The 25,464-nt window shown below is 63.3% G+C and carries 29 protein-coding genes; 8 read left to right on the top strand and 21 right to left on the bottom strand.

All coding sequences use genetic code 11. The annotated features are described in order from the left end of the window. Positions 1-120: 120 nt before the first annotated feature. The 6 genes from C7G42_RS07360 to C7G42_RS07385 are packed head-to-tail and all read right to left on the bottom strand — an operon-like array spanning position 121 to position 5,251. Positions 121-936, bottom strand: a complete 816-nt coding sequence (locus C7G42_RS07360; protein WP_199580688.1) for a c-type cytochrome — start codon at positions 934-936, stop codon at positions 121-123. Further along, a complete protein-coding gene (locus tag C7G42_RS07365) occupies positions 936-2,558 on the bottom strand; it encodes a b(o/a)3-type cytochrome-c oxidase subunit 1 (RefSeq protein ID WP_106948294.1) in 1,623 nt (540 codons plus the stop codon). Before C7G42_RS07365 ends, C7G42_RS07360 begins: the two co-directional genes overlap by 1 nt. Beyond that, positions 2,545-3,108: a cupredoxin domain-containing protein gene (locus C7G42_RS07370; RefSeq protein ID WP_106948295.1), complete on the bottom strand. Its 564-nt coding sequence runs from the start codon at positions 3,106-3,108 to the stop codon at positions 2,545-2,547. The genes C7G42_RS07365 and C7G42_RS07370 overlap by 14 nt, the downstream gene beginning before the upstream one ends. Beyond that, positions 3,105-3,284 carry a hypothetical protein gene (locus C7G42_RS07375; protein ID WP_106948296.1) on the bottom strand — a complete coding sequence of 60 codons (180 nt, stop codon included), beginning with the start codon at positions 3,282-3,284 and terminating at the stop codon, positions 3,105-3,107. Before C7G42_RS07375 ends, C7G42_RS07370 begins: the two co-directional genes overlap by 4 nt. Positions 3,285-3,291: 7 nt before the next feature. Further along, positions 3,292-4,539, bottom strand: a complete 1,248-nt coding sequence (locus C7G42_RS07380; protein ID WP_106948297.1) for a c-type cytochrome — start codon at positions 4,537-4,539, stop codon at positions 3,292-3,294. Positions 4,540-4,549: 10 nt separating this feature from the next. Beyond that, positions 4,550-5,251 carry a c-type cytochrome gene (locus tag C7G42_RS07385; protein ID WP_106948298.1) on the bottom strand — a complete coding sequence of 234 codons (702 nt, stop codon included), beginning with the start codon at positions 5,249-5,251 and terminating at the stop codon, positions 4,550-4,552. 494 nt (positions 5,252-5,745) lie between these two features. Here C7G42_RS07385 and C7G42_RS07390 point away from each other — a divergent pair, with 494 nt between their 5' ends. Continuing rightward, entirely contained in the window at positions 5,746-6,102 is a 357-nt protein-coding gene (locus tag C7G42_RS07390; protein WP_106948299.1) for a DUF6544 family protein, read from the top strand. Further along, positions 6,030-6,497 (top strand): DUF6544 family protein, encoded by a 468-nt coding sequence (locus tag C7G42_RS34725; RefSeq protein ID WP_349627519.1) that lies wholly within the window; start codon positions 6,030-6,032, stop codon positions 6,495-6,497. Before C7G42_RS07390 ends, C7G42_RS34725 begins: the two co-directional genes overlap by 73 nt. A gap of 53 nt (positions 6,498-6,550) precedes the next feature. Here the strand turns inward: C7G42_RS34725 and C7G42_RS07395 are convergent, their stop codons facing one another. The 3 genes from C7G42_RS07395 to C7G42_RS07405 form a co-directional block, all read right to left on the bottom strand. Then, positions 6,551-6,862, bottom strand: coding sequence for a c-type cytochrome (locus C7G42_RS07395; RefSeq protein WP_106948300.1), 312 nt, complete (start codon positions 6,860-6,862; stop codon positions 6,551-6,553). Positions 6,863-6,903: 41 nt separating this feature from the next. Next, positions 6,904-7,116 (bottom strand): hypothetical protein, encoded by a 213-nt coding sequence (locus C7G42_RS07400; protein ID WP_106948301.1) that lies wholly within the window; start codon positions 7,114-7,116, stop codon positions 6,904-6,906. Positions 7,117-7,213: 97 nt separating this feature from the next. Then, positions 7,214-7,417, bottom strand: a complete 204-nt coding sequence (locus tag C7G42_RS07405) for a hypothetical protein (protein WP_245427561.1) — start codon at positions 7,415-7,417, stop codon at positions 7,214-7,216. 303 nt (positions 7,418-7,720) lie between these two features. On the opposite strand from C7G42_RS07405, the gene C7G42_RS07410 reads away from it, so the two are divergent. After that, positions 7,721-7,915 (top strand): hypothetical protein, encoded by a 195-nt coding sequence (locus C7G42_RS07410; protein ID WP_106948303.1) that lies wholly within the window; start codon positions 7,721-7,723, stop codon positions 7,913-7,915. Between the two features lie 7 nt (positions 7,916-7,922). Here the strand turns inward: C7G42_RS07410 and C7G42_RS35710 are convergent, their stop codons facing one another. Beyond that, positions 7,923-8,075 carry a hypothetical protein gene (locus C7G42_RS35710; RefSeq protein ID WP_245427563.1) on the bottom strand — a complete coding sequence of 51 codons (153 nt, stop codon included), beginning with the start codon at positions 8,073-8,075 and terminating at the stop codon, positions 7,923-7,925. 1,402 nt (positions 8,076-9,477) lie between these two features. Here C7G42_RS35710 and C7G42_RS07420 point away from each other — a divergent pair. Genes C7G42_RS07420 through ccoG form a run of 4 tightly spaced genes read left to right on the top strand, consistent with a single transcriptional unit; the run spans position 9,478 to position 13,080 of the window. After that, positions 9,478-10,815, top strand: a complete 1,338-nt coding sequence (locus C7G42_RS07420; RefSeq protein WP_106948304.1) for a hypothetical protein — start codon at positions 9,478-9,480, stop codon at positions 10,813-10,815. A gap of 10 nt (positions 10,816-10,825) precedes the next feature. Further along, a complete protein-coding gene (locus C7G42_RS07425) occupies positions 10,826-11,335 on the top strand; it encodes a DUF2249 domain-containing protein (RefSeq protein ID WP_106948305.1) in 510 nt (169 codons plus the stop codon). Further along, entirely contained in the window at positions 11,332-11,646 is a 315-nt protein-coding gene (locus tag C7G42_RS07430; protein ID WP_106948306.1) for a metal-sulfur cluster assembly factor, read from the top strand. The genes C7G42_RS07425 and C7G42_RS07430 overlap by 4 nt, the downstream gene beginning before the upstream one ends. A gap of 9 nt (positions 11,647-11,655) precedes the next feature. Continuing rightward, a complete protein-coding gene (gene ccoG, locus C7G42_RS07435; protein ID WP_106948307.1) occupies positions 11,656-13,080 on the top strand; it encodes a cytochrome c oxidase accessory protein CcoG in 1,425 nt (474 codons plus the stop codon). A 345-nt stretch (positions 13,081-13,425) separates the two neighbouring features. Here the strand turns inward: ccoG and C7G42_RS07440 are convergent, their stop codons facing one another. Together C7G42_RS07440 and C7G42_RS07445 are read right to left on the bottom strand one after the other, a co-directional pair. Continuing rightward, positions 13,426-15,300, bottom strand: coding sequence for a sensor histidine kinase (locus tag C7G42_RS07440; RefSeq protein ID WP_106948893.1), 1,875 nt, complete (start codon positions 15,298-15,300; stop codon positions 13,426-13,428). Positions 15,301-15,391: 91 nt separating this feature from the next. Beyond that, the gene (locus C7G42_RS07445) at positions 15,392-15,781 is read right to left on the bottom strand and encodes a response regulator transcription factor (RefSeq protein WP_106948308.1); all 390 of its coding nucleotides are present in this window, start codon (positions 15,779-15,781) and stop codon (positions 15,392-15,394) included. Positions 15,782-16,231: 450 nt separating this feature from the next. Between C7G42_RS07445 and C7G42_RS35715 the strand changes: the two genes are divergently transcribed. After that, positions 16,232-16,378, top strand: a complete 147-nt coding sequence (locus C7G42_RS35715; RefSeq protein WP_245427565.1) for a hypothetical protein — start codon at positions 16,232-16,234, stop codon at positions 16,376-16,378. Positions 16,379-17,774: 1,396 nt separating this feature from the next. Here C7G42_RS35715 and C7G42_RS07465 read toward each other — a convergent pair. The 9 genes from C7G42_RS07465 to nosZ form a co-directional block, all read right to left on the bottom strand. Then, on the bottom strand, positions 17,775-18,038 hold the full coding sequence (locus tag C7G42_RS07465; protein WP_106948311.1) for a hypothetical protein: 264 nt from the start codon (positions 18,036-18,038) through the stop codon (positions 17,775-17,777). A 103-nt stretch (positions 18,039-18,141) separates the two neighbouring features. Beyond that, complete coding sequence (locus C7G42_RS07470; RefSeq protein WP_063994426.1) at positions 18,142-18,369, bottom strand: hexameric tyrosine-coordinated heme protein; 228 nt, start codon at positions 18,367-18,369, stop codon at positions 18,142-18,144. Positions 18,370-18,401: 32 nt separating this feature from the next. Continuing rightward, positions 18,402-18,791: a c-type cytochrome gene (locus C7G42_RS07475; RefSeq protein WP_199580689.1), complete on the bottom strand. Its 390-nt coding sequence runs from the start codon at positions 18,789-18,791 to the stop codon at positions 18,402-18,404. Next, the gene (locus C7G42_RS07480) at positions 18,791-19,822 is read right to left on the bottom strand and encodes an FAD:protein FMN transferase (protein ID WP_106948313.1); all 1,032 of its coding nucleotides are present in this window, start codon (positions 19,820-19,822) and stop codon (positions 18,791-18,793) included. The genes C7G42_RS07475 and C7G42_RS07480 overlap by 1 nt, the downstream gene beginning before the upstream one ends. Continuing rightward, positions 19,819-20,391, bottom strand: a complete 573-nt coding sequence (locus C7G42_RS07485; RefSeq protein WP_106948314.1) for a nitrous oxide reductase accessory protein NosL — start codon at positions 20,389-20,391, stop codon at positions 19,819-19,821. The genes C7G42_RS07480 and C7G42_RS07485 overlap by 4 nt, the downstream gene beginning before the upstream one ends. Further along, on the bottom strand, positions 20,388-21,215 hold the full coding sequence (locus C7G42_RS07490; protein WP_106948315.1) for an ABC transporter permease: 828 nt from the start codon (positions 21,213-21,215) through the stop codon (positions 20,388-20,390). The genes C7G42_RS07485 and C7G42_RS07490 overlap by 4 nt, the downstream gene beginning before the upstream one ends. Beyond that, positions 21,212-22,132, bottom strand: a complete 921-nt coding sequence (locus C7G42_RS07495) for an ABC transporter ATP-binding protein (protein WP_106948316.1) — start codon at positions 22,130-22,132, stop codon at positions 21,212-21,214. Before C7G42_RS07495 ends, C7G42_RS07490 begins: the two co-directional genes overlap by 4 nt. Further along, positions 22,129-23,469: a right-handed parallel beta-helix repeat-containing protein gene (locus tag C7G42_RS07500; protein ID WP_199580804.1), complete on the bottom strand. Its 1,341-nt coding sequence runs from the start codon at positions 23,467-23,469 to the stop codon at positions 22,129-22,131. The genes C7G42_RS07495 and C7G42_RS07500 overlap by 4 nt, the downstream gene beginning before the upstream one ends. Before the next feature lie 32 nt (positions 23,470-23,501). Beyond that, positions 23,502-25,448 carry a TAT-dependent nitrous-oxide reductase gene (nosZ, locus tag C7G42_RS07505; RefSeq protein ID WP_106948318.1) on the bottom strand — a complete coding sequence of 649 codons (1,947 nt, stop codon included), beginning with the start codon at positions 25,446-25,448 and terminating at the stop codon, positions 23,502-23,504. Positions 25,449-25,464 lie beyond the last annotated feature (16 nt).

Raw genomic sequence — 25,464 nt, forward strand, 5'->3', positions numbered from 1 at the left:
CGCAAGCTGTATAAAACCTCACGAGATGCGGGCGAATCTATCGCGAACCGGCCGGTGCTCGTACGCCGCGTTGCGGTTAAAATCACGTGTAGTATCTGCGGCGTCGTGTGCGGGGGCAAGTCAGTCCGTCGTCTTCACGATCTCGGCTGGCTGCGAGGCGTAGTAGGCCGCCGCCTCGTCGATCTCTTGGGGCGTCATCGCGCGGGCGATGTTGCGCATCTGCTGACTGATGTCATTAGTGCGTTGGCCGGACGCGAAGGCCTGAAGCTGCGCCTTCAGATAAGCCTCGGACTGCCCTTCGAGCCATGGGCTCCCGGTCTTGTTGTCGAGGCTACCATGGCAGGAGCCGCAGGGCGCGATGCCGCGGACCGGGGCCCCGTAGATCACGATGCGCGGTCGCGGCAGCTGCGGGGTCGGGTGGTAGGCCGGCAGTCGCGGCAGATATGCGTAGTACGCCGCGAGATCGGCCATGTCCTGGTCCTTCAGGTCGACGGCGAACGGCGACATCACGGCGTTGCGGCGGGCGCCCGAGCGGAAGTCGAGCAGTTCCTTGTAGATCACGCTCGCGTACTGGCCGGCCAGGTTAGGCGAGTCCGCGCGGCTGATCCCGGTAGGGCCGTGGCAGATGGCGCAGCGCTGCGCGAGGGTCGCGCCGCGGCCGATCGATTCCTGGCCGGGCCTCGCCAACATCGTCGGCGTCAGGACCGCCTCGGATAGGCGCGGTCCCACCTTGGCCGTCGGAACGGAGGCGGAGCGCTGCGGCAGGCCCGCCGCGCTGCAGATCGCGTCCCACAGCCCGGCGAATTTGAGCTCCGTCTGAGCATAGGGCAGCACGATGAAGCCGCCGAGCGCGGTAAGGAAGAAGAGGCCCGCGGCGAGCCCCACACCGGCGGAAAAGTATGGATTGCGGAACGTGAACAGTTCGCGGGCGCTCATCATTGCGCTCCCACGTAGACCGCCGGCACCGAGGTGTCGGATCGGGCGGCCAGGGTCAGGATGGGGTACGCATAGTTCGTGATCGTCAGTCCGATCATCAGCGCCACCCAGATCGCGTAGCTGTTCAGCGCCAGCGGTACGGTGCGGACCGGATGAACTGGCACGCTGAAGCGGTATGCGCCGGCATCCGTCGCCGGCTGGCGATGCGCGGTCGCGAGAATGTAGAGGAAGAGCAGGCCCGAGATCAGGAGGACGAAAGCGCCGATCGCCGATAGCGTGACCGAGAACGCCTGCGGCGAGATGGCTGGGTCGGAATAGTCGTAGTAGGCCATGCGGCGCGGCATGCCGAGGATGCCGACCCAATGCCATGGGAAGGTCGTGACGATCATGCCGACGAACCACAGCCAAAGCTGGGCGCGCACAAGGCTGAGGGTCGGCAGGGCCCGACCGGTCAGATGGGGCCACAGATCGTAGGCGATGGCGAAGTACATGATCACGATCGCGCCGCCGAAGATCAGGTGGAAGTGTCCGGTGATCCATTGCGTGTTGTGGATCGTGGTGTCGAGCTGATAGCTCATGTTGATGAGCCCGCCGGCGCCGCCGAAGCCGAGCAGGACGAACGAGAAGGCGACCGCCAGCATGATTGGATTGTCCCACGGGAGCGCCGCGATCCAGCCGAACGGGCCTCGGCCGCCGCGCAGGCGGGCGGCGATCTCGACCGAAGCGCAGATGGTGAACACGGTGAGCAGGGTCGGGAGCGCGACGAGCGCGGTGAAGGCGGAGTGGATGAATTTGAAGCCGGCGCCGACCTGCGGGTCGGCGAAGGTGTGGTGGATGCCGATCGGCATCGCGACGACCAGGAACAGGATGAATGCGATCCGCCCCATCGTGTCGCTGTAGAGCCGGCCGCCGATCGCGCGGGGCACGATGGTGTAGTAGGCGATGTAGGTCGGCATCAGCCAGAAATAGACGATGGCGTGCAGGGTCCAGGAGAAAAACACGCGTGCGAGACCTGCGTCGATCGTGGTCCTCCAGCCGAGCGCGACCGGTATGATCTGCAGCAGGAGTTCGAGTGCGGCTCCGACGGCGGTCCAGGCCCAGAGGTACGAGCCGGCGACGTTGGCGAACATCGCGAGCGGAACGGGCTCTCCGGGGTGTTCGCGCCGCCATACCCGCAGGTTGATGGACATCAGTGCGACCCAGATCCAGGAGCCGACCACGACCAGCACGACACCGATGTAGTAAAACGCGCTGCCGATCAGGGGCGGGTAGAAAGTGTAGAGCACGGACGCGCGGCCTAGCGCGACTGGCACCATCGCCATGACGCTACCCGCCACGATCAGCCAGAAACCCGTCCAGGCCCAGCGCACGCCGACGAGGGGCTGCTTGAGTGCGGATTCCGAGATGGCGTAGCCGAAGCCCATCGCGACCAGCGTCGGAAAGACGTAGCCCATAACGGTCCCATGGGCGGTCAGCGAGCGATAGTACCATTCCGGATTGCTGATCCAGGTGTAGAGCGGGCTGCGCACGAACATCTGCCAGGCGCCGAGGAAGAGCGCGAACCCGAACACCGCAAACGCCAGCCAGAAATGCGCGAGGACGAGCTTCCTATTCACCAACACAGCTGAGCCTCCCGCCGTTCTTCGCGCGCGACGCGAACTCCGCTTTTTCGATCACCTTCACCTTGCCCCACATGCCTTCGTGGCCGAAGCTGCAGAATTCCTGGCACGGCATCAGATGGTCGCCGGGTTTCTCGAAGCGCATCAATTGCTCGGAGACGTAGCCTGGCACCAGCATGGTGTTGACGTTGGTGCCCTGGACGAGAATCCCGTGAACCACGTCGGCGCTTGTGGCGCGTAGCGTGATCGGCGTCTGGGCCGGCACCAGGATGCAGGCCGGCGTAAAGGAATACTGCTGGCCGATGGCACGGACCGTCACGGCGCCGTTCGGCTCCAGCATGCTGCCGAGATTGGATTCGACGAACTCGCCCGAGAGGTGCAGCCGCGTCGGATCGATGGTCTCGACGCGCGGCTGCGGCATGGTGACCTGGTGGATGCCGGCGAAGGCCGCCAGTACAGCAAGCACCACGATGATGATCACCGAGACGGTCGCCCAGCGGCGCTCCGTACGCGCGGCGACCTCGGCGCCGTGATGGCCGTCATGGACGGTCATTGCAGGGCCCCGCGAGGGAGAAAGACGAAGAGGTAGAACGCGAACCACATTCCTACCACCAGCGCGGTAGCTATGCCGGCCACCGTCAGTGCTCCGCCCGGTCCGGCGGCCACGATGCGACCGACGCGGTCATCCGCGGTCGACTCGGTCTGCTCGGGGAGATCCGTGTTGATCATCTGGGCCTCAGTTCAGGGGCGCGGAGCGCAGTTCGTTCGCGTCGCGGGCGCTGACCGGCGCGCCGCGATTGCCCCATGCGGTACGGATGTAGGAGACAACGGCGGCGACCTCGTTGTCGGAGAGCAGGCCTGCGAACGGCGGCATCCCGTAGGGGCGCGGATTGCCCTCGGTCCCGGGCGGGTAGCCGCCGTTCAGCACCATCCGGATCGCGTTGACGGCGGACTCCATCTCGATCGACTGGTTGTTCGCGAGCGGAGGCCAATGCGGCGGCTTGCCCTCGCCTTGAGCGCCGTGACAGCTCGCGCAGCGCGCGTCGTAGACGGTCTTGCCGAGGCTGATCAGAAGACTGCTCTCGCTCGTCGGCAGGACCGGCGAGGTCGCCGGCGTGCGCGACGTCGGCTCGGCGATGCTCTTCAGATAGATCGCCATAGCCTTGGTGTCTTCGTCGGTCAGATATTGCAGGCTGTTGTGCACGACTTCGGCCATCGGGCCGTACACGACACCGCGGGCCGACACCCCGGTCTTCAGGAGGTCGGTGATGTCCTTGATGCTCCAATCGCCGAGGCCAGCCTCCCGGTTCGACGTGAGCGAAGGCGCGTACCAGTTTTGCATGGGAATGAGGCCCCCCTTGAAGGCATCAGATTGGGATGTGCCGCCGAGCGCGTTGATCGGGGAGTGGCACATGCCGCAATGGCCGAGCCCTTCGACGAGATAGGCGCCGCGATTCCATTCGGCGGACTTTGAAGGATCCGGCTTGTACTCGCCCTCGCTGAAGAACAGCGTGCGCCAGCCGAGGATCAGTTGGCGGTTGGAGTAGGGAAAGCGGAGGTCGTGCTCCCGGTTCTTCTGATTCACGGGCGGGATCGACTTCAGATACGCGAAGATCGCGGCGCTGTCGGCCTGAGTCACCTTCGTGTAGGAGGCGAACGGCATCGCCGGGTACATCAGGCCGCCGTCCGGAAAGCGGCCCGTGTGCATGGCCTTGTAGAAATCCTCGGTGGTCCACTTGCCGATGCCAGTGTCGCGGTCGGGCGTGATGTTGGACGAGTAGAGCGTGCCGAACGGCGTCGGCATCGGGCGCCCTCCGGCGAAGATGCGCCCCTCCGGAGCCGTGTGGCAGGCAATGCAGTCGCCTGCGCGCGCGAGATACTCGCCGCGCTTGACGATGTCGCTGGGGGAGTTCTGCTGCTGCGCGTAAGCCGGGCTCGCTAGGAACCAGAACAGAAGACCAAGGATTCGTGCGCGTGAGAGCATCGCCGCCTCCTCAATCCGGTTCGCTTCCGCACGCGAAGGGCAGAACGTAGGCGCCCTTCGGAGCGGGAGCGATGACGATCGGAGCGGGCCGGCTCGCGAGGTAGGCCGCCACCGCGGTAACGTCCGCCTCCGTCAGCCGTGCCGCGACCTGCTGCATGCAATCCGGAGCTTTCGCCGTCCGCGTGCCGTACCGCCAAGCGCCCAGTTGCGCGCTGACGTAGTTGGGACGCAGCCCCAGGAGACCGGGAATGCCGGGCTCCATGCCCGTGAGGCCTGGCCCGTGACAACTGCCGCAAGCCGGAATTTGCCGCGCCGGGTCGCCACGCGAGACCAATGCCTGGCCGTGCAGCAGGACCTCCTTGCTGGCGTCGCTCGCTGCTGGCGCCGGAAGCGGCGGACGCTGCTCGGCGAAGTATTCGGCCATGTCCTGCAGGTAGGGATCGCCGAGATATTCGAGCAGATAGTTCATCGGCGGATACTTCCGCCGGCCGTTCTTGAACGCGAGAAGCTGATTGTAAAGATAGCCGGCGGGCTTGCCCGCTAAGCGGGGAAAATAGACGTCGCCGGTGCCTTCGCCCTGTTTGCCATGGCAAGGGGAGCACGCTTCGATGCGCGCCTCCATGGTATCGGGCGGCTGACCAGGTGTCTGAGCTAGAACGGGAAAAGTGTGGACCGAGATCGCCAGCCCCACCCCTGCCATCGCAATTCGCATCCGCACGCGGCACCCCAATGCTGCGTAAATGAGGAGGCTCAACGTCGGACGGCGAGATTTGTTCCGGATGCCGGAACTGAGGCGGCGCGGCGGGAAGCGACGCTTGGATGGCAAGACGTAACCGGCCCGGCGGCAATGGCCGCCAAGCCGGGTTTGTCAGTGCAAGATGTGTCCTTCGACCCGCAACGCCGATCATTTTCGGCGGAGCCGCTCTCCGAGCCGGCCCCATATAGCGGTCGTAAATTGAGGCGCGAAGCCCGGAGTGCCTAGGAGTCCGAGCTCCGCAACCGTAACAGCACCGACGCGAGACGATGCCGCTCGGTACGGAATCAACACTACGCCGCCGCGGCGTTGTTGGCCTTGACGCATCTCAAGCTCGAATGTGCCGACCTCGGTATGCATCGACATCGCACATCGCGCTTACTCTCCTCGAATCCTTGCACCGGAGGCGAGGTCATGAACCCAGCTCGGCTTGCGCCGCCACAAGAGTGCACATGTCTGACGAAAGTCCTGACACTCACCTAAACCATGCCACGTCGCCCGCCAAGGCACTGGCCCGCGGCGCGATGCCGCCGCCCGTGACGGGGTCGCTTCCAACCGAGGTGGCGGAGCTCGCGCGCAAGCTGGGCGCCGACGGGGACTGCCGCGTGGTGCACCTTTCGCAACTCGGGCGTATGAGCAGCGGCCCCTCGAGCCGCTGGATGCGCTTCCGTGCCCTTGATGAAATCGAGACTTCGGCGACGGCTTTCGATTGGGAAGCCAGATTTGGCCCGCTGTCTTGCTTGACGGTGGTGGACCGGCTCTCCTCCGAGGGTGCCGCATCGGAACTTCGGTTCTTGGCTTCCGTCTAAGCGGCGCGCCGGCAGACGAGACTGCTCTCCGCAAGGGGCAGATCATGCGATACTTGGCTGAGCTTGCGTGGGCGCCCGACGCGATCCTGTGTAACCGGTCGCTCGAGTGGCAGGTCCGCGAAGACGGCTTTCGCGTCTCTCATCCGTCAGCTCACGGGCGCATCTCGGTCGAGATCCAACTGGATAAGGCAGGGCGCATCGGATCAGTCTCCGCGAAGGACAGACCGCGCATGGAGACCCGTCGTTTCGTTGACCGGCCTTGGCGCGGCAGCTTCGCGGACTACCGCCTCCGCAATGGCCGATGGATACCTTTTCACGGAGAGGTCGGCTGGCATTTCGACGGAAACTGGCATCCGGTCTGGACGGCCGAACTCACGGATTGGCGTTTCGAATGAGGAGAGTGCTTCTGTGCGGCTCCATACGTCCTGGATGGCTTCGAGCTGGCTCTTCATTTCAACGACCGGATGTATTCGGCCAAATCCGCGATTTCCGCCCGGTTCAGCGACAGACTCGGCATGTTCGGGTGCGGCATGAGGAGCAGGAAGGCGAGCTTGTTCTGGTCGAAATCGGGCGCCTTCCCGATCGATGCGAACGGCGGCGCCTGGTCGGTGGTGCTGGTCTGACCGCGCTCGACCAGGTGGCAGCTTGCGCACCAGCGCTTCGCGATATCCTTGCCGTTGACGGCGTCTGCCGCCGAAGAGGAGGTGACGATGCCGACCAGCCAGCATACGACCGCGACGGATTTGAATGCGTTCGACATGCCAAGGCTCCTGGGCTGCTTCATGGTGGCGGCATTCCGGACTACGACGGGAAGTCGGCGGGATCGATCTTCAGGCGATCGGCATGCAGGGACCAGTCGTGCGTGGCGTGCATCTGGCAGAACCGTTCCTTCGCTTGCTGCTCGGCTTCCCTGTCGTTCCGGGCATCCAGCTCGATCGTAGTTTGGCAGACCTCGCCCATCTGGCCGTTGTCGCCGAGGACCTCCTTCATGAAGCTGACGATGAAGCGCGGCATGGCGACCTCATTGGCGACGGCATTGCCGGCTCTATACGCTGGCTCCTTTCGGAGCAGGAAGGATAAATTGGCGGCAGGCGCTCGGCTGGGCCAACGGTTAGCCGGAAATCGCGTCACCAGGAGCGCCTCTCGCGCGCCAATAACGCTGGCGAAGCCTGGGTGCTATCAACCATGCGATCGCAGCCGACGCGACGACGCTCACGGCGATCATCGTCGGAATGGCCGCCATTGCGTTCGACTGGATCGGCGTAAGGAGAATCACAAGCATTCCCGCGCCGAACATCACTGCCTGGACGCTCATGAAGACCAACGCCGCGATCTGAAGTCGTACCGACATGCCGACACTCCCGGTTCCACTCGGTACAACTGGTTCGGCTAAGGTGAGTTCCGAAGGCGGGTCTCTCTTCAGGAAACGACCGCTCGCCGCAGCGTCGGCGTGCCTCCGAATCTTGTTCTTGAGCGCTGTCCATCCGCCTCGGAGCGGCGGGTGTAGGTCGAACCCTGAACCTGCCCGCCGATGCTGTGACCTGTCTCGAATTCCGGAAAGGCCCGTAGGTAGTCATCCGCAATTTCGCAGACGGGCGAGAAGGCGCACGGTCGAGACATGCAGCGCCAGATATTGTTCAAGTGTCCGCGCACGGGAATGAATGTCCAGCTTCGCCTGGACGAGGAGGCGGTCGAGTCCGGGAAGCCGGAAAACACCTATGTCTCGGTTTCTTGCCCGGCCTGCGCTTCGTTCCACCTCGTCAACAGCACGACGGGAAGGACACTTGGCGACCTCAAGACGGTGCACCGTTGACCGGTGCTCAGGACGTGACTTGATCGGTCACGTCCTCGACCTGGTGCAGCAGGAAAGCCAATCGTCCGTCCTCGTCGCGAATGGGCGAGTTGATGGGGCGCCAGTGGCGTTCCAGGAATGCTCCGTCCAGATCACGGATGTCGTAGCGCTGCACCGCCATTGCATGGGCACGGCCCGTCTGAACCACCGTCCGGAGCGAGGCGAAGAGGTTGCTGACCCCATCGGCAAGGGGTTCGTCCGGATTCTCGGGAAATACCTCGAAGAGGGCTCGCCCCCACGACGGTTTCAGGGTCGGTCAACGTGGCCTGGGCGTAGGCGGAGTTGATGTCGACGATCTGCAGGCCTGGTCCTGGATCGAGCAGCATGTAGGCGTGCGGCGAGCGGGCGAAGTCCGACAAGAACTGCTCGCGGCGTTCGGCCGCGTCGGCGGGAGGTCGGCTTCGTTGCCCGAACGGGGGCGGCTGGGCGCCATCCGTTTCGGCCTCCAGCAGCGCGAGCTCGCGCCTGTTGGAAGCCAGCAGCCCCTGGAGGGTGCGCTGCAGGGATGGATCGCGCCTCGGCCAGCAGCCTCCCGAAGTTCGCGATGTTCTGCTCGCAGATGAATTTTTTCATTTGTCCGGGATAAGCGGAGTGATGTGGGTGCGCAGTATGCACCGCATCATCCTACCTTGCCACGTCGCCACGCGAATGGCGGCATGCCGCGCTGCATCGAAGTTCGGACGCCGAACCTTTGCGGCGCCGGCGGGCTGGAGGCCGATCCTGGCCTGCCTCATTGGAGGAACCGCTGCGCCAAGTCGTCGTTGCTCGCCCTAGAGGCCAGGTGAGGAGCCGCTGCGATGCTAGAAACGAATGATCTTCTGGTGAAATGTCCAAAATGCGGTGCCTGGCCGATGGCGGTCGGATCTCAGAGGAACATCATCGCGCATCGCGAGGTCAGCTTCCGATGCCCGAGGTGCGGCAGCGAGGAAGAGGGCCGGCTTCGCCATGCCGCCGCCTCGCAGATCAACGCGCACGGCGGTCTCGACGCTGCTTGAGAGAAGCGGAAAGTGCCTCTGGGTCTGCCTGCAAGCGCGTGCTGAGTTCGAGCGGAGAGCGCCGGCCGACGCATCTCAGGTCTCGCAGATGGCACCAGAAGTTCGCCGAGGGAGAGAAGAGAAAAAGCTCCCCTGCTGTCCGAAGCAAGGGCAACTGTGCAGCATCAGGCTACGTCGTGAATTGACCTCCATGGGTCTTCTGCTTCGTTGCGCTCGTGCGAAGCCGAATAGAACGAGGATTCGACTCGTTTTGCCTCTCTCCTGCGCTCGAGCTCGTCAAGATCAATCTCGTGCACGGGAACTCGGACGCGCCTCCGAAGTCTTTCGAAAATCCTCATCCATCGTACTCCGATATTTCGACATGTGCATATTGCGCTGCGGAACTTGTCCGGTCTTTGCGACATCGCAAAGATCTGCGCGGGGCTTCAATTAGCTTACCGCCAGCAGGTCCGGAAATCGCTCACACCGGACGCGCGGGGCTCTTGAGGCGCGCGTCGCGCGCCCGACCGAGCGGATGAAGAGACGATCATGATCGGCGGCAACATCTCCCGGTGGACCATGACCTACTTCGCCGCGGCGTTGACCTGGTTGCTTGCCGCGCTCGCGCTGATGGCCGCCGGCATCGGTCATCCTGCGACGGACGTCGCGGCGCCGGACACGCTGGTTCTGGTGCATGTGATCTGCGTCGGTTGGTTGAGCACCGCGATGTGCGGAGCGCTTTTTCAGTTCGTTCCCGTCCTCCTCGCCAAGCCCCTCTTCTCCGAAAGACTGGCCTTGCCGGCATTGGGCTTGTTGACCGCGGGGCTTATCGCGCTGCTCGCCGGGTTCATGGCTCTGGGTGGCCGCCTGCCTTCCGCCCCGTGGCTTCTGCCGCTCGGGGCCGTGCTGCTAGTCGCCGGCTTCGGCCTCGTGATCGTCGATCTCGGCCTGACCGCCTGGCTGCGGCCGACCGGTCCGGCACGTTTTGTCCTAGTCGGCCTAGCGTCTCTTTGCACGACCGTCACGTTCGGCGCGGTGTTCGCGTTCGCGCTGGCCGGATGGGCGGGGCCGGTCGGGGATGCCGTCCTGGCGCGCGGCATCCCGCTGCACGCGACCGCCGGGCTCGGCGGTTGGCTTACGTTGACGGCCATGGGCGTCAGCTATCGACTGCTCTCCATGTTCATGTTGGCGCCTGATGTGGAGGACCGCCAAAGTCGCCAGACGCTCGCGGCCGGCGGGCTCGCGGTCGCGGCCGCCGTTGGTGGCGGAGCCTTCGCGATCGGGCTCGGGATGGGACTGAATGCCGTGTTTTCTGTCGCCGCACTTCTCGGCCTGACGTGCGCCGCGCTCTACGGGCGCGACGTTGCCGGTGTCTTCAGGAGCCGCAAGCGACATCACCTCGAGCTGAACATGCGGATGGCAATGCTGTCGTTCGCGAGCCTGGCGGGGACGGCCGTGCTGGGGGTCGCGCTCGTTTCAATGGGGACGCTGCCGCTACATTTGGGCGCGTTCGCCTTCCTGACGGTGTTCGGCTGGCTCTCCGGCCTGGTGCTCGCCAAACTCTACAAGATCGTCGCCTTTCTCACCTGGCTCGAGACCTACGGCCCGGTGATGGGACGCGCGGCGACGCCTCGCGTTCAGGATCTGGCCGCAGAGCAGAGGGCGACGAAGTGGTTTGCCATCTACTATCTCGCCGTCTGGGCAGGAACGCTCGCCCTTCTGGCGGGGGAACCGAGCGCGTTCCGGATAGCCGCGGCCGCGATGACAGTTGGCGTCATTGGCATCATCCACGAAATCATTCGAATCCGGCGGCTGGAAGACGTGGCGCCGCCGCTGCGCCTGCCGGCGGGCTCCGTCGCGCCGCATCTGTTGTTCGCCAAAACCTGAGGAGATCGCAATGACCGCTTACCTGGACGTCGATGTTCGTCCGATCCTGCGCGCCGGGGGCGAGCCGTTCTCGGCCATCATGGCCGCGCTCGAGCGTCTGGAACAAGGGCAGGGCGTACGCCTTTACGCGCCGTTCAAGCCGGTGCCGCTGTTCGCCGTGATGGCCGACAAGGGCTTCGCTCATTCGGCGAACGCAATGGAAGGCGGCGAATGGGAGGTACTCTTCACGCCTGCGGCAGCGAAGCCGGCGCAAGTTGCGGCTCTGTCGAACGGCTTCAACTTCGGCGCGTGGCCCGAGCCCCGCGTCAAACTTGACAATCGCGACCTGGAGCCACCGGAGCCGATGGTCCGGATCCTCGCTGCCGCCGACAAGCTTGAGCCAGGGGAGACCCTCTCGGCTCTTCTGCGGCGTGAGCCGGTGTTCTTGTTTCCACAGCTCGAAAGGCGCGGCTTCCGCTGGCTTGGCGGATTCGCATCCGACGGGGCAACCTACGAACTCACGGTGAGGGCGCCGTCGTGACGGACCATCTGGTCGAACGTGTCCGCGAGGCGCTACGCGTCGTGATCGATCCGGAGCTTGGTGAGAACATCGTCGACCTCGGTTTCATCTACGATATCGCGGCCTCGGGCGGTGCCGTCCGCATCAAGATGACGGCCACGACGCCGGGATGTCCAGCGACCTCCTTCCTGAGGGAAGGGGCGCAGGCGGCGGCATCCGCCGTCCCAGGGGTCGTTTCCGCCGACGTGGCGATGATCTTCGAGCCGGCCTGGACCCCCGACCTCATCGCGTCGTCGATCCGGGCTTCGCTCGGCTTTGCGGCTGTGAACTGACGGCGCGCCATGGCGATCACCATCGAGATCGATCACGCGAAGACCAGGGCAAGGGCCGCTGCGATAGCCGGACTGCCGGTCGTGCCGCAGGCCGTCAAGGGGCCGATCCGGAGGCTCAAATGGGTCATCCTGCTGCTGACGCTCTCGATTTATTACGTCACGCCGTTCCTCCGCTGGAATCGTGGACCGAACGCGCCCGAGCAGGCGGTGTTGCTCGATTTTGCGAACGGGCGTCTCTACGCGTTCTTCATCGAGATCTGGCCGCAGGATCTTTATCTCGTCACCGGCCTTCTGGTGCTCGCGTCGACCATCCTGATCCTTGCGAATGCGCTCGCGGGGCGCCTCTGGTGCGGCTTCGCATGTCCCCAGACTGTCTGGACCGATCTGTTCCTGCTCGTCGAGCGCTTGATCGAGGGCGACAGGCGCCAGCGCCTCAAGAACATCGGAGCGCCTCTCACGGCGAAGCGGGCTTTTCAGTTGGTGGCCAAGCACGTGACCTGGCTTCTGATCTCGCTCGCGACGGGCGGCACGCTGATCTTCTATTTCACGGACGCGCCGGATCTGCTCAGCGGTCTGATCGTGGGCGACGTGTCGGCCAACGCCCTCACCTGGATCGCGGTGTTCGCGGGCACGACGTACGGACTTGCGGGGTTCGCGCGCGAGCAGGTCTGCACGTTCATGTGCCCATGGCCTCGCCTGCAGGGTGCGATCTGGGATCCCGAAGCCTATACCGTTAATTACCGCGATTACCGGGGCGAGCAGCGGACTTCGGCGAAGAAGGCGGCCGAGCTGCGCCTTCGCGGGGAGCCGGCAGGCGATTGCGTGGATTGCGGCCAGTGCGTGGCTGTCTGCCCGATCGGGATCGACATAAGGGAAGGCCCGAACTTCGCCTGCATCAACTGCGGTCTCTGCGTCGATGCGTGCGACGGCGTGATGACGAAGCTCGGGCGCCCGCGCGGCCTGATCGACTACGAAAGCTGGACCAACATCGAGCGGGGGCGCAACAAGGAGGCTCCTCGCAACCGCCTGCTGCGGCCGAAGACGATCGGTTTGACCGCGGCATGCATTGCGCTGGCGGGCACGATCGGCCTTGCGTTCGCAACGAAGACCACCGCGACGCTCTCGGTCCAGCACGATCGCGACCCCGTCGCTGTCCGCCTGTCGGACGGCTCCCTGCGCAATGCTTACACGGTGAAGCTGCTCAACAAGTCGGCGAGTGCCCATCGGTACACGCTGTCCGTCGGCGGGATCGACGCGAAGCTGTCCATCGTCGGCAACGAGAGCCTCTCTCCGATCGAAGTCGCGCCGGATTCCTCGGAGCAGCTGCGACTGACCTTGACGGCGGCGCAAGCGGCGCAGCGCGATGTCGTGTTCATCGCGCGTGACGAGACCGGCGGCTCGCTGTCCGCAGCGGATCGATTCGTCGAACGGTAGGCCCGACGGTCCTGCCGCAGCGCGGCATCCCACCCTTAGGACAGATGCCTCCCAGGGGAATTTTACTATTGCAGTGCGGACATCTCCGCGCCTCGTAGTATCGGGCGTCTTTGTTCCGACCGGTGCTGCCGACCCGGTTGGTGATGACCATCAATAGAATGATCGCTGCGGGCGATTTTCTGTCCGCTGCCAGTGGCCAATTTAGGGCGTGGACTCAATAAACCGGGGACGCCGTTTGATGTCCGCTATGCCCCTGATAGCGGCGCGAAATCGGAATGTCGCAGGACTTCCGCGTTGGGCCGTCAGCAGAAGTACGGTCGTACGGGTCGCGAGATGGTTCACGAACTATTGGACAATAGGAAGCCTGATCCGGAACGACGCACCGCCATGATCCCGATTTTCTGCCCTTATCTGCCCATTGTGGGCCTCGATAATCGTGCGCGCGATGGACAGCCCCATGCCCATGCCATCGGCTTTGCTGCTGTAGAACGGGTCGAAGACTTCTTTCAGTTTGTCTTCGGGAATGCCCGGCCCGCGATCCGACACGGACAACTCGGCAAATTTTTCGACGCGCGCAGTCCGGATGCTTATGATGCGGTTTTCGGTAGGTATCTCCTTCATCGCGTCGATCCCGTTCGTGACAAGGTTAAGAATGACTTGTTGGAGTTGAATGCGGTCGCCGAGGATCGGAAGCGCTTCCGGCGTGATCACACTAACCAGTTCGACCTTTCGTCCAACGCCAAGAACGAGTTCGACAGTCTCACCAACGAGATCATTGAAGTCGAGGCTCTTCAGTTCAAAGGGTGCTTTTTTCAGCAGGCTCTTCATCCTCCGGATGACTTCGCTGGCGCGGCGGTCATCGCGCAGGATATCGCCGACGATCTCGTTCAGTTCCGCCATGTCGGGGCTCGGAGATTTCAGGATCACCTGAGCGGTTTCGGCATTGGTCAGAATAGCGCCGAGCGGCTGGTTGATTTCATGAGCAATTGAGGCGGTCAGTTCGCCAGCCGTGGCGATGCGGTTGACATGGACAAGTTCCGCCGTGCGCTGCCTATACTGCACCTCGACAAGTTGACGCCGACGATGTTCGTGTAGCAGGATAATAATAAATCCGGCCTGTATCACAAGAATCGCGACGACAGATGCGATCTGCCATGCATACCGTTCCCACACCGTCGGTTCTCGGAAGTAAACGGTACTTCCAGCAGGCAAATTGTTCTCGCTAATTCCCCAGCGCTGCATTTGCCGCCAATCGAACTTTGCAGCCGCGAATTCAATCGGACGGGTCTTGATGGCCCCCGCCCTTTCCCCCGAAAGGATTCGGTTCGCGACACTGGCCGTGATTGCACTGCTCTCCAACACGGAAAACATCGGCCCCCCAACGAGGGCGCCTTCAAAAAAGGAGCCGTCGTAAGAGAAGATGGGGGCAGAGGCTACGGAAGCCAACGCATTCAACGACTCGTTTTCTTCATGAGAGACACCTGCTGCATCCACATTCATCAAATGCCAGAGAATCGCGCTATGTGGCGGCAGTTTCGCTGCGTCCTTGAGAATGTCGGCAAAAGGCAACTCATCGTACCATTTCAAGACGATCCTGTTCGCAAAGGGAGCTAGTTGCCGCTGTATTTCCGCGTGCCAGAATACTTCGTTGGGAGATACTCCGTTCACGATTGCTAACGCTTTGGTATCCGGCAGCACTTGCAGGATAGTCTTGAGAATGGCAGCAAAATCGTGATCGACGGCTACGACCGTGTCGTTTTCCGAAAGTTGACTAAAATCGACGCGGCGCCTGTCAACAGCCGTGAAGATCATTGGGGTCGTTTGAAACAACTCGCTGCGATGCCTCTGGATAAAGCTTGCGGCGGGCGCTCCCACCGCGATTATCAGGTCGAGTGGCTCCCTGAGATAGAGCGCCCGGAGATACTGAACCAACGGGATTTCGGGCTCTGCGTTGTCCGATCTTGCGCTGGTGAGCGAGAAGTCTGTGAAATCAATCGACGATTTTACCTGACGAATGGTTTCGGCTCGAATCGTGCGAGCATAATCGCTCCAAGGCTTGAATTGTGGTCCGAACGAATGCAACATCAGAACGCGTTTGGCTGCTGGATCGGCCGCCTGACTTTGGCGCACCGTCACCTGCAACAAAGCGATGGCCAGCACAGCGATGAAGCTCCGCGCGCGACAATTTCGCCATGATAAGGCAGTCGGCCAGAAACGCATTGCCATCCTAGTCCGGGCACTTAACCCGAGTGTTGGAACGATAAGGGCTCAATAAGATGATTGACAAGAAAAAGCGCTATCGGCGGTCGGGCTAGGGCGGATATCCGGTTTGGGTACTCGACCTTCGCTCAATCGGCTCTATCAGCGACTTGGCCGAGAACGGCTTTACCAGGTAGGCAAGGCACCCAGATTGAAGTGCAGTCTCGCGAATGAGTGGGCTGTCGTTTCCAGTCATGTAGATGACCGGTACATTATTCCCGGCCACTTTGAGACGCCGTCTCACTTCGATCCCTGACCCATCACCCAAGTTTATGTCGAGCAGAACGCAAATTACCTCGTCGAAATCGGCGTGATTTTCGAAAGCACTCGCAGTCGGAAAGAGCAGGCTGCCGTAGCCGAACTGTCGCAGTATTCGACCTATACTTCGTAGCATACCGGGGTCGTCATCGACGACGAAAACAACGCCCTTATTTGAAGACATCAAGCTCCACCCAACCCGGCCGAAGCGAACCCGCAACCCACTCACGCGGTGGTAAAATGTACGTTTGGCGGGCTCTTTCCTTTGACCTTAATCAAGATCGCCGCTCTTCGCGGGGCATTCTGTCGCAGATGCTCGTTTCCACTTCCGCTCCGGGTCAAAAGCGTCGGTGGAAGTGAGGTAAGCTGGCTTCCGGTTTGCCAGCGAAAGCGGACATCGCGGCGGCTCATGCGGCGAATCCATTCAGACAGACGAAGCCTAGACAATCGTGAAAAGTAACTGCTAGTCATTCGGATGGGTTGGATTCCGAATTGGCTGCGGGCAGATGTCAGGCTGCGGCCTCGGGCCGGCGCTCAGGTCGACTTACAACCACTGTCGGAGCGCGGCGGCCGATGGCTGAAGGCGAACTTGTTTCGCTTCCCGGGAGCGGTGTGGTCGCGGAAACGGGGCTGTGTGGAGCTGGCAGAGGGCGACGTGATCGCGCTGCATCTCGTTATCAAGCGGATCACGGAGGCCGGGCTGAAGGTGCGGCTGGCGGGGCGCCTTCGCGGCTGGGACGGATCGTCGCCTGTTTGGACTTTGCTGGTGCGCAAGCGTTAACGGATCGGGCCACTCCTGATGCGCACGGCGACGAATGACGGCTGGGTTAGAGCGGTCGGTTTGGCAGCGCGCGCGGTGTCCGGTCTGCATTGGGAACGGAATTGCAGCGACCATGGTCTGCACGTCAACTACGGGGCATTGGCGTCAAGTTGGCCGCGCCTTTGCAAGGCCCGGTCTCACCCCCGACGGCCGACGTGCCGGCAAGCATCGTGTTCGGTCCGACGCTCCCGAGCGATGCCAGGGATGCTTTCCCGGACAATCAGTACAGCGCCGGGATCGCGAAAACCTAACGCCGGCAGATACTGCCCTGTCGTAAGCTGCGAGGGCGGCGTCGGTTGATATCTCGACCATCTCTCGGAACCGTGCATCGCTCACCTGCGTGAAGCTTTGGCTTATGACTTCGTGCAAGGTCAGCATCGCTGACAGAAGGCTCCTTGGGCGTCGTTCGCCCCATAAGCTGACTGAATAAGTCCACTCGGTAGGTGTTCGCCGCGAGTTGCCAACCCAGTCTCCACTGCCTTGCGCATCTTTCCGGCTGCCCAAAACGCTTAACATTCGGTCAGAATAGCCGCGAGCTTTTCAAGAGCAAGTACGTGAGGCTCTCATCTCATTAGAGGCGCTATGTCTGTGGGTCCATAAGCAGCGACGCTGACCGAGCGGGACGACTTCCGCTTAACCCTCGGAAGCTGACGATACGAGTACATGCCCTAATTCTCACCGTTTGACGTGGGGGGCGACAGTCCGGCTCCCGACCGCTTCAGGCGGCCCTGTTCAAGCCGAGGCACCTGGAGCGATCCGGTCCCGCCCGGCGGCGTTGTATCTACCCTAATTACCGGTATGTTTCGCCGGATTCGAGAAGAGCGCCGTCTGCTGATGCGGGCGCGGTCCCCACGGCCCGCCCAGGCCTCGATCCGGGCCTGCCTTTGGTATCCTACCGCTTCGCCAGGCCGAGCAACGGATGTCTGCTGAACGGATCCGCCTTCTCCGCCAGATCGCGCGCGCTGCGCGAAGCCGCTGTAGAAATTCCATGACGCCACCCCGCAACACCACTGGATTTCGGTACGCTGTCAACGTGCCGTCAAGCGGCTGTGCGGCAGCCGTTACGTCCATTTCGCAGGACGGCCTTGCGCGAAGGCTTGTGCTGGACGCTGGGGTGCAACTAAGCTGGAAGGGCAGGGGAAAGACAAATGTCTGTGCTTCAGGGGACCCGGAAGGCGTGCCCTTCGTGCGGGAGGCCTATGCAGCTTGCGGCCGACGCGGGCGGTCGCGATCACTACGTCTGTTCGCGCTGCGAAGACGATCCGCTGCACGACCCGGCCGCTCTCAAGTGGGCAAATAGTCCGCTGAAGGCGCCGGTGGGCCCCGAGACATGAGCGGTCCCCGGCGGCAACGGCTACTACGGGTCGCGGCGCTCCCGGTGCCGGAACGGATCGGCGGCGTCGTCATGACCTGAGCGGCTACTGAAGAACATCAGGGCCATGAGCCCGCACCCGACGAGAAGCGAGAAGAAGGTGCCTAGCCCCAACGCGATCCACCCGTGCTTGCCCATCTCGACGCCGCTGCTCGCACTCCACACCGACACGGCCCAGACGCCTGTGAGGATCAATACGGCGCCCAGGGCCACCAGCAGGACGATTTGACCGGGACTGAGACCTCTCATCGCTGCACCTGTTCGTGCCGGGACTGGGTGAACCGCGAACGCGAGCAGGCGTTCCGGTGTGCGGTGCGCGCGGGTCCCGAGCAGGCGGGATGGCCGCGTCTCATCAGCGCCACCAGTTGTTGGCGGCGGCAACCGTCTGGAAGTGGACGGCCACCACGTGGGATGTTGCGATCAGTTGCTCCGAGTCCTGCTCATAAGCCGCCCGCAGACGCGTACGGACTTCGTCCGATGGCTGCGTGATCTTCACCGCCATTCGTGAGAGCTTTACGGCCAGTTCGAAGCCGGCCTGGGGTGTGTCGGTCTTCAACGACGGTAGCCAATTTTCGCTCATGTGCCGTATCCTTTGTTGGGGGCTCAAAGTGCTCACTGCGTCAGCTTGACGGGCGCCTTGTCGAACGTGTGCAGGTAGGCGATCAGGTCCTTGATCTTCTGCTCGTCCTTGATGCCGGCGAACGCCATTTTGGTGCCCGGGATCTTGGCCTTGGGATCCTTGATGTATTCTGAGAACGTCGCCTCGTCCCAGGTGATGCCCGACTTCTTGTTGGCTTCGGAATAGTTGTAGCCCTCGACGGATCCCGCTTTCCTTCCGATCAGCCCGTTGAGCACCGGGCCGACGACGTTCTTGGCGGTGTCGCCGACCTGGTGACAGGCCTTGCAGACGGCGAAGGCCTTCTCGCCCGCGGCGGCGTCCTGGGCGCCGGCTTGGCCGAGACCCGCTGCGAGAAACAGGGCCACAAGTGCTGTCCGGTTCATCAAGTTCTCCTTTTCCTTGGGTTTGAATTCGATCGATCAAGCGTGATTTCGGATGACTTGCCCGCCGCATCGATGAGATGGACGCGTTCGACATCGACGTATGGCAGCAGCGAACGGATTCGCTCCTCCGGCATCAGGCTGAACGCGGTCGAGAGCGCATCGGCTGCAGTGGCGCTTCGAGCGACGGTCGTCACGCTTTGATAACGATGGGCGCTGCCTCCCGTCGCCGGATCGAACAGGTGGTTGAAGCGCCCTTCAGCATCGAACCGGAACCCGTAGCTCCCCGAGGTCGACACCGCCCGGTCGATCATCGGAACGATCGTGGCGCTGCGGCCCGCGACCTTCGGATCGGCGACGCCCACTTCCCATGCGCTGCCGTCCGGCCGCGCCCCTATCGCTCGGATCTCGCCCATGTCCACCAGGCTGTGCGAGATGCCCTGGGCCTGCAGCAGCTCGACGATCTTGTCGGTCACGTAACCCTGCGCGATCCCGTTCAGGGTCACGGCCGTTCCGTGAGACATCGCAATCCGGTCGCGGCTGACCGACAGTCGGCGGTGGCCGACGCGCCGGAGCGCGGCCTGGATCGCCGTCGATGACGGACCGGCGGGATCCGCTCCTTCTCGTGCAAAGTGGTCCGCATAGAGCTCCCACAAGGGCTGCACTGTCGGATCGAACGCGCCTTCGGTCAGCGCCGCGTAGCGCTGCGACGCGGTCAGCAGTTCGACCATTTCGGGGGCGGGGCCGACGAGGATGCCGGTCCGGTTCAGTTCGGCGAGAGCGGATTCCTTCATGTAGAGACTGAACTGCCGCTCGAGCCGCCGCGCCTCGGTGCAGGCGAGCGCGATCAGCCGCTCCGCCCGGCTGCGATCCTCGTCGTGAATCTCCAACGTCGCAACCGCGCCCAGCATCGTGCCGCGCCAGATCACCGGCGCGACCTCTGCACGAGTGGGATGACCTGAAGACAGCAGGCCGAAGCCCGCTGCCGCCGCGCTGATCCGGATGAAGCGTCGGCGCGTCAGGGTTGGCGTCATGGCGTCCTCCTCGGTCGTTCGCCCGGCGGGCCTTCCGCCGTCTCGTCGGCCGCAACTGCGCCTGTAGTGTTCGCCGAGGCTAGGACATAGTCCCGCGGCACCTCGTTGAAGCCGACGATCCTGCCGCCGTTTTCACCGGCGAACTTCTCCGCCGCCGCCCGGTCGGAGAACGGAACGGCCTCGTCGCCGCCCATGCCGCTCTTGGCCTGGCTCTCGATCACGAACAGCGCCTTGCGCGCCTCGATCCAATTGTCGGCGCCCGGCTTGTCCCAGTCGGGGGTCTTGCCCATGTCGGACACGTAGATCGCCAAAATGTCCTTGGGCTCGTCGGGCAGCATGGTGAAGGCGATGGTGTCCCGCACCGACGAGAACCACACGGGCTCCATTAGGCTCGCGGCAAAGATATGGCCCTTCGGTCCCGGGTGCTCGAGCACGTTCATGCCGCAGTAATGGCCGATGTCCTCCGCCGTCATCCGATGCGGCGGCGGGATCTTGGCAGTCTGCTTGTCGTTGCAGCCCGCAAGCGCGACCGGCACGAGCAAAGCGAGAAGTATCGTTCGGCGCCTCATAGCTCCCTCCGCGAGAAGGCGAGCGCGGCCAGCCCCAGCGGGAGCAGCGTCCAGCACAGCAGGGCGGCCAGAAGCACCGGTATCGTCAGGGATGTGCTTTGAGCGAGGCCCGCCATGCCGGCGAAGGTGCTGACATTGGCAAACCCGGTCAGATTGATCAGCCGGTAGGCGTCGGTCGGATTCGACAGCAGCATGGCGTTGAGCCCAGCCGCCGAGATGCTACGTCCCTGATCGAGTGCAAGCACGCCCAGCAGCGCCATGTCGTAGATCAGCACCAGCAGCAGCCACAATCCGATGCAGATGCCGGCTGCCGTTCCGCGGTCACGCACGAGCGCGCTGACCAGATAGCCGATCGCGACGAAAACGGCGCCCAGCAGCACCGAGGAGCCCACCATTGCCGCGAAGGCGAGAAGACTGTCGCCGTCAATCTGGCTACCCGTCGCCGCCAGCGCTCCGACCGCCGCGCCGTAGCCGAGACAGGTCGCAAAGGCGAGGACGGCGAGGTGTCCCAGGAACTTACCGAGCAGCACCTGCCATCGCGCGACCGGATAGCTCAGCAGCAACAGCATCGTCCCCCGTTCCATCTCGCCGACGATGGCGTCGTGCGAAATCAGCAGCGCGATGAGGGGAACGAGAAAGATGGTCAGGCTCGACAGGCTGACGACGACCACATCCAGCGTGCGGACGCCGACGTTCCCGATTGGTGCGCTGCCGAGAAAGGACAGTGACAGGGCGAGCCCGGCGAGCAGGAGCGTTGCGGCAAGCACCCAGCGATTGCGGATGGCCTGGTGGATTTCCTTGGCGGCGATGATGAGGACGTTCATGGCGCCTGTTCCGATTGCCGGAGGAAATGAGCATACAGCTCGTCGAGGGTCGGCGGGACCACGTCGACGTCTTCGACGGCATTGCCGGCCGCCGTCGCACGATGCAGCAGCTCGATCTTGCGCTCCGGTGCGGCGTCGATCTCGACGATGTGGCCGTTCAGACGGCGGCAGGTCGCGTCTTGAGGAGCCCAGGGCGGCATCTCGCTCGGCGCGAGGCCCGCGACCTTGAGACGAATCCTCGTGGACAGCCGGGCGAGACGACGCAGCTCGTCGATCGATCCGTCCGCGACCTTGATGCCGCGGTTCATGATGATGACCCGGCCGGTGCGCTCCTCGAGCTCGGTCAGCGCATGCGACGACAGCAGCACGGTCGCGCCCGCAGCGGCGAGCCGCGCGATGATGTCGTAGAAGGTCTGGCGCAGCTCCGGATCGAGACCAGTGGTCGGCTCGTCCAGCAGCAGCACACGCGGCTGACCAAGCAGCGCCTGCGCGAGCCCCAACCGCTGACGCATGCCCTTCGAATAGGTGCTGACCCGGCGGCGGCCGGCGGCGCCCAGCCCGACGGCGTCGAGCAGTTCTAGGCCTCTGGCAACCGGCTCTCGCTTCAGTCTGGCGTAGAAAGCCTGGGTCTCGCGGCCGGTCAAAGCGGGGTCGAAGGAGACGTTTTCGGGCAGGTAGCCGAGCTGTCGCCGGCCTGCGAATTCGCCGGCGGCGGGATTGTCTCCGAGAACCTCGATGGCGCCGCTGGTCGGCCGGATCAACCCGAGCATGAGCTTCATGAGCGTGGTCTTGCCGGCGCCGTTGTGGCCGATCAAGGCGACCAGTTCGCCTCGATCGAGCGTGAACGAGGCGTCGCGTACGGCCTTGATCTGGCCATACGACTTGGTGACGCCGCTGATACGTACCGTGCTGGTCATCGCGCTTCCTTCGCCGCAGCGTTCTGCGGCGGCGACACCAGTGGATGGCTGTCGACCACGCCGCCCGACAGCAGCGCCGGAAATTGCGCCTGCGCCCAGCGGATGACCTGGACGGCGGGGCTGTTGATCAGGACCTTCGCAGCGGGCGCGGTCCACAGCACGCGATCGATGAGGTCGTTCGGCCGATACGCGGTGTCGGCGATTCCGTCGCCGTTCAGGTCGAATGCCGGATTATCGCTCCAGTAGTTGCCGCGCCCCCCGATCGACCAGTCGAGGTGCCGGGTGCCGACATATTTCACCTGGTTGGCATTGCCGACGAAGGCGTTGCCCGTGATCTCGTTGCCTTCGGAGCCGGCCGTGAAGTGCACGCCGATGGCGCAGCGCTCGAACCAGTTGTTGCGGAATTTGTTGTGATTGGTGTTGTAGATGAACACGCATTTCTCGGGGCCGCTCTTGAGGGCGTTCGCCCGTTTCGGCTGCGGAAGCATGCCTCGCTCGTCGTCTGGACTGTCCTCCGTCCTCTGTATGATCGGGCTCAGCGGGCCGCCCGTGACCCGGTTATCGTTGATCTGGGCATAGTTCGCGTAGTTGAAGAGCATGCCATAGTCGCGATCGCGATCGGAGGAATTGCCGCGGATCACGAGGCGGTTCGAATACATGATGGCGTAACCGACATGGTTGCCGATCGAAACGTTGCCGCTGACTTCGCTGTCGTTGGTGTACATGTAGTGGACCGCGAAGCGAACCTGCTCGAAGCGATTGTCGAGGAAGCGGTCCTTGCTGCTGGAGATCGAGAAGATGCCGTCGCGGCCGTAGCGGAACGTGTTGTTTGCGATGGTGACGTCGGGCGCATTCCACAGCGAAACGCCGTTGCCTGCCTCGCTGAGACGTCCCCCGCGCAGTCCGTCGATTTCGTTGCGGACGACGCGGGAGCCGCGGGCGCCATGCACATAGACGCCGAACAGGTTTCCCATCAGGCGGTTGTCCTCGATCTTCGCGCGTTCGGCCGTCTTCTGCAGGAAGATCCCGGAGTTCATCGCCTGCAGATCGCGCCCGGACCCGCGAATGGTCACGCCGCGGACGGTGACGTCGGGCGCGCTGACGGTGACGACGTTGCCAGAGCCGTCGCCGTCCAGCACCGCGCCCTCGGTCCCGACCAGCTCCAAAGGACGATCGATCTGGATCGAGCCGTGATATTCACCCGGGGCAAGTTTGACGACGTCGCCGGCCCGCGCGCTGTCCAGCACCGCCTGCAGCGGCTGGCCGGGCGCAGCCGTCAACGTCTCCGCATTGGCGAAGCCAGACAATCCGGCGGCAACCAGCGCCGCCGGAAACATGCGTGACAACAGGCCCACGAGGTCGCTCCCGATCAGACCGATTTCGGTTCGACGAACATGCGGCCCTTCATCTCCATGTGCATCGCATGGCAGAACCAGGAGCAGTAGTACCAATACACGCCCGGCTTGTCGGCACTGAACGTCACCGATGCCGTCGCCATCGGCGCGACTTCCATCTGGATACCGTAGTTCACGATGCTGAAGCCATGTGTCAGGTCTTCGACCGCATCGATATTGGTGATGAAGACGGTGACCTGATCGCCCTGCTTGACCTGGAACTGCTCGAGCCCGAATGCCGGAGCCGTCGAGGTCATGTAGACCCGCACCTTGTTGCCGTCGCGGATGACCTTGGAATCACCTTCCAGGTCGATGCCGTCAGCCTTGGCCTGCTTGACTGCATCCGCAAACATCGGATCCGCGCGATCCCAGATCGAGATCGGATTGATCTTGGAGCGGTGCACGATGGTGGCGTCATGGGGCTCCGCAAAGCTCGGACCATCGTGGACCAGCTTCATCTGATCGCCCGAGATGTCGATCAACTGGTCGTTCTCCGGCTTCAGCGGGCCGACGTTGAGGAAGCGATCCTTCGAGAACTTGTTCAGCGAGATCAGCCATTTTCCGTCGGCCTCCTTGGTCTGCCCCATCGAGGAGTGGTTGTGGCCGGGCTGATAGTGCACGTCGAGCTTCTGGATGATGGGATCGACCTTCTCGCCCTTGAACGCCCGCTTGGCGAGGTCGATGTTCCACTTGCAGACCTGGCTGTCGAGGAACAGGGTGGTGTAGGCGTTGCCCTTTCCATCGTAAGCCGTATGCAGCGGTCCGAGGCCGAGTTCGGGCTCGGCGACGACGACGTCGCGCGGCTTGATCTTGTCGTCGAACAATTGATCGAACAGCCGCACGTCCATCACGGTGACCGTCGGTGAGAGCTTTCCGGCCGCAACGATGTGGATCCCGTCGGGCGCGGTGTTCATGCCATGCGGATTGTTCGAGACCGGAACGTAGCGCGTGTAGGGTGAGCCCTTGCGGCCATCGATGACCGGCACGCCTTTCATTTCCTTGAAGTCGCCCTTCTTCACGGCCTCTTCGATCCGCTTCAGGTTGAAAATGACGACCCAGTCCTGCTCGTTGGCGGTCATCTCGGCGAGGGTGACGCCTTCCTCCGCGTTGTAGCAGGTCGAGAAGGCGTATTTGCCCTGGTAGTCGGCATCGACGTTGTCGAGATTGCCGTCGACGATCACCTGCCAGGCCACTTTCATGGTGTCGCCATCGATCGCACTGAAGATCGAGTGGTACTGTTTCCGGTCATCGAGGATCTTGCCGTCGTTCGGCAGCGGCACACCGTCCTCGCCGTTCGCGAATACATAGCCGGTACGGGGATATTTCTGCACGCGCAGGCCGTGCACCGTGTGCTGGTTTGGCAGCTCGATGATCTTGTCGCACTTCATCACGTCGAGCCGCACCCGCGCGACGCGGCTGTTGGCCTTGTCGTTCATGAAGGCGTAGCGGCCGTCATAGGTCCCATCGGTGAACGAGATATGGGGATGATGCAGGTCGCCGTTCATGTAGGTGCCGCCGCGGCTCTTGAGAAACTCGCGTGTCTCCGGCTGCAATCCTTCGGTCAGCACCTTGAGACTTTCATTCGTCTGTCCCCACCCGGTGGCGCTGCAGCGGTTGAAGACAGGGACGCGCATCAGTTCTCGCATCGAGGGCAGGCCGACGATGCGCATCTCGCCCGACTGGCCGCTCGAGAAGAAGACATAATATTCGTCGAGCTCGCCCGGCGCGACTTCCGTCTTCTGCACAGCCGGACGCGCCGGCGGCGCCTTCGGCGCGCCCGCTTTGGTCTGCGCGTCGGCAACCGAAACGAAGCCGCCGTCCTTCATCACAGCTCCGCCGGCGAGTCCAACGCCCGCAGCCGCGGCGGTGGTCCCCAGCAGGGTTCGTCGGCTGACGCCCTTTGCGTCTTCGTTGTCGCTCATGATGGTCTCCTCGGCT

This window comes from Bradyrhizobium sp. MOS003, assembly GCF_003020125.1.
Taxonomy (GTDB): Bacteria; Pseudomonadota; Alphaproteobacteria; order Rhizobiales; family Xanthobacteraceae; genus Bradyrhizobium.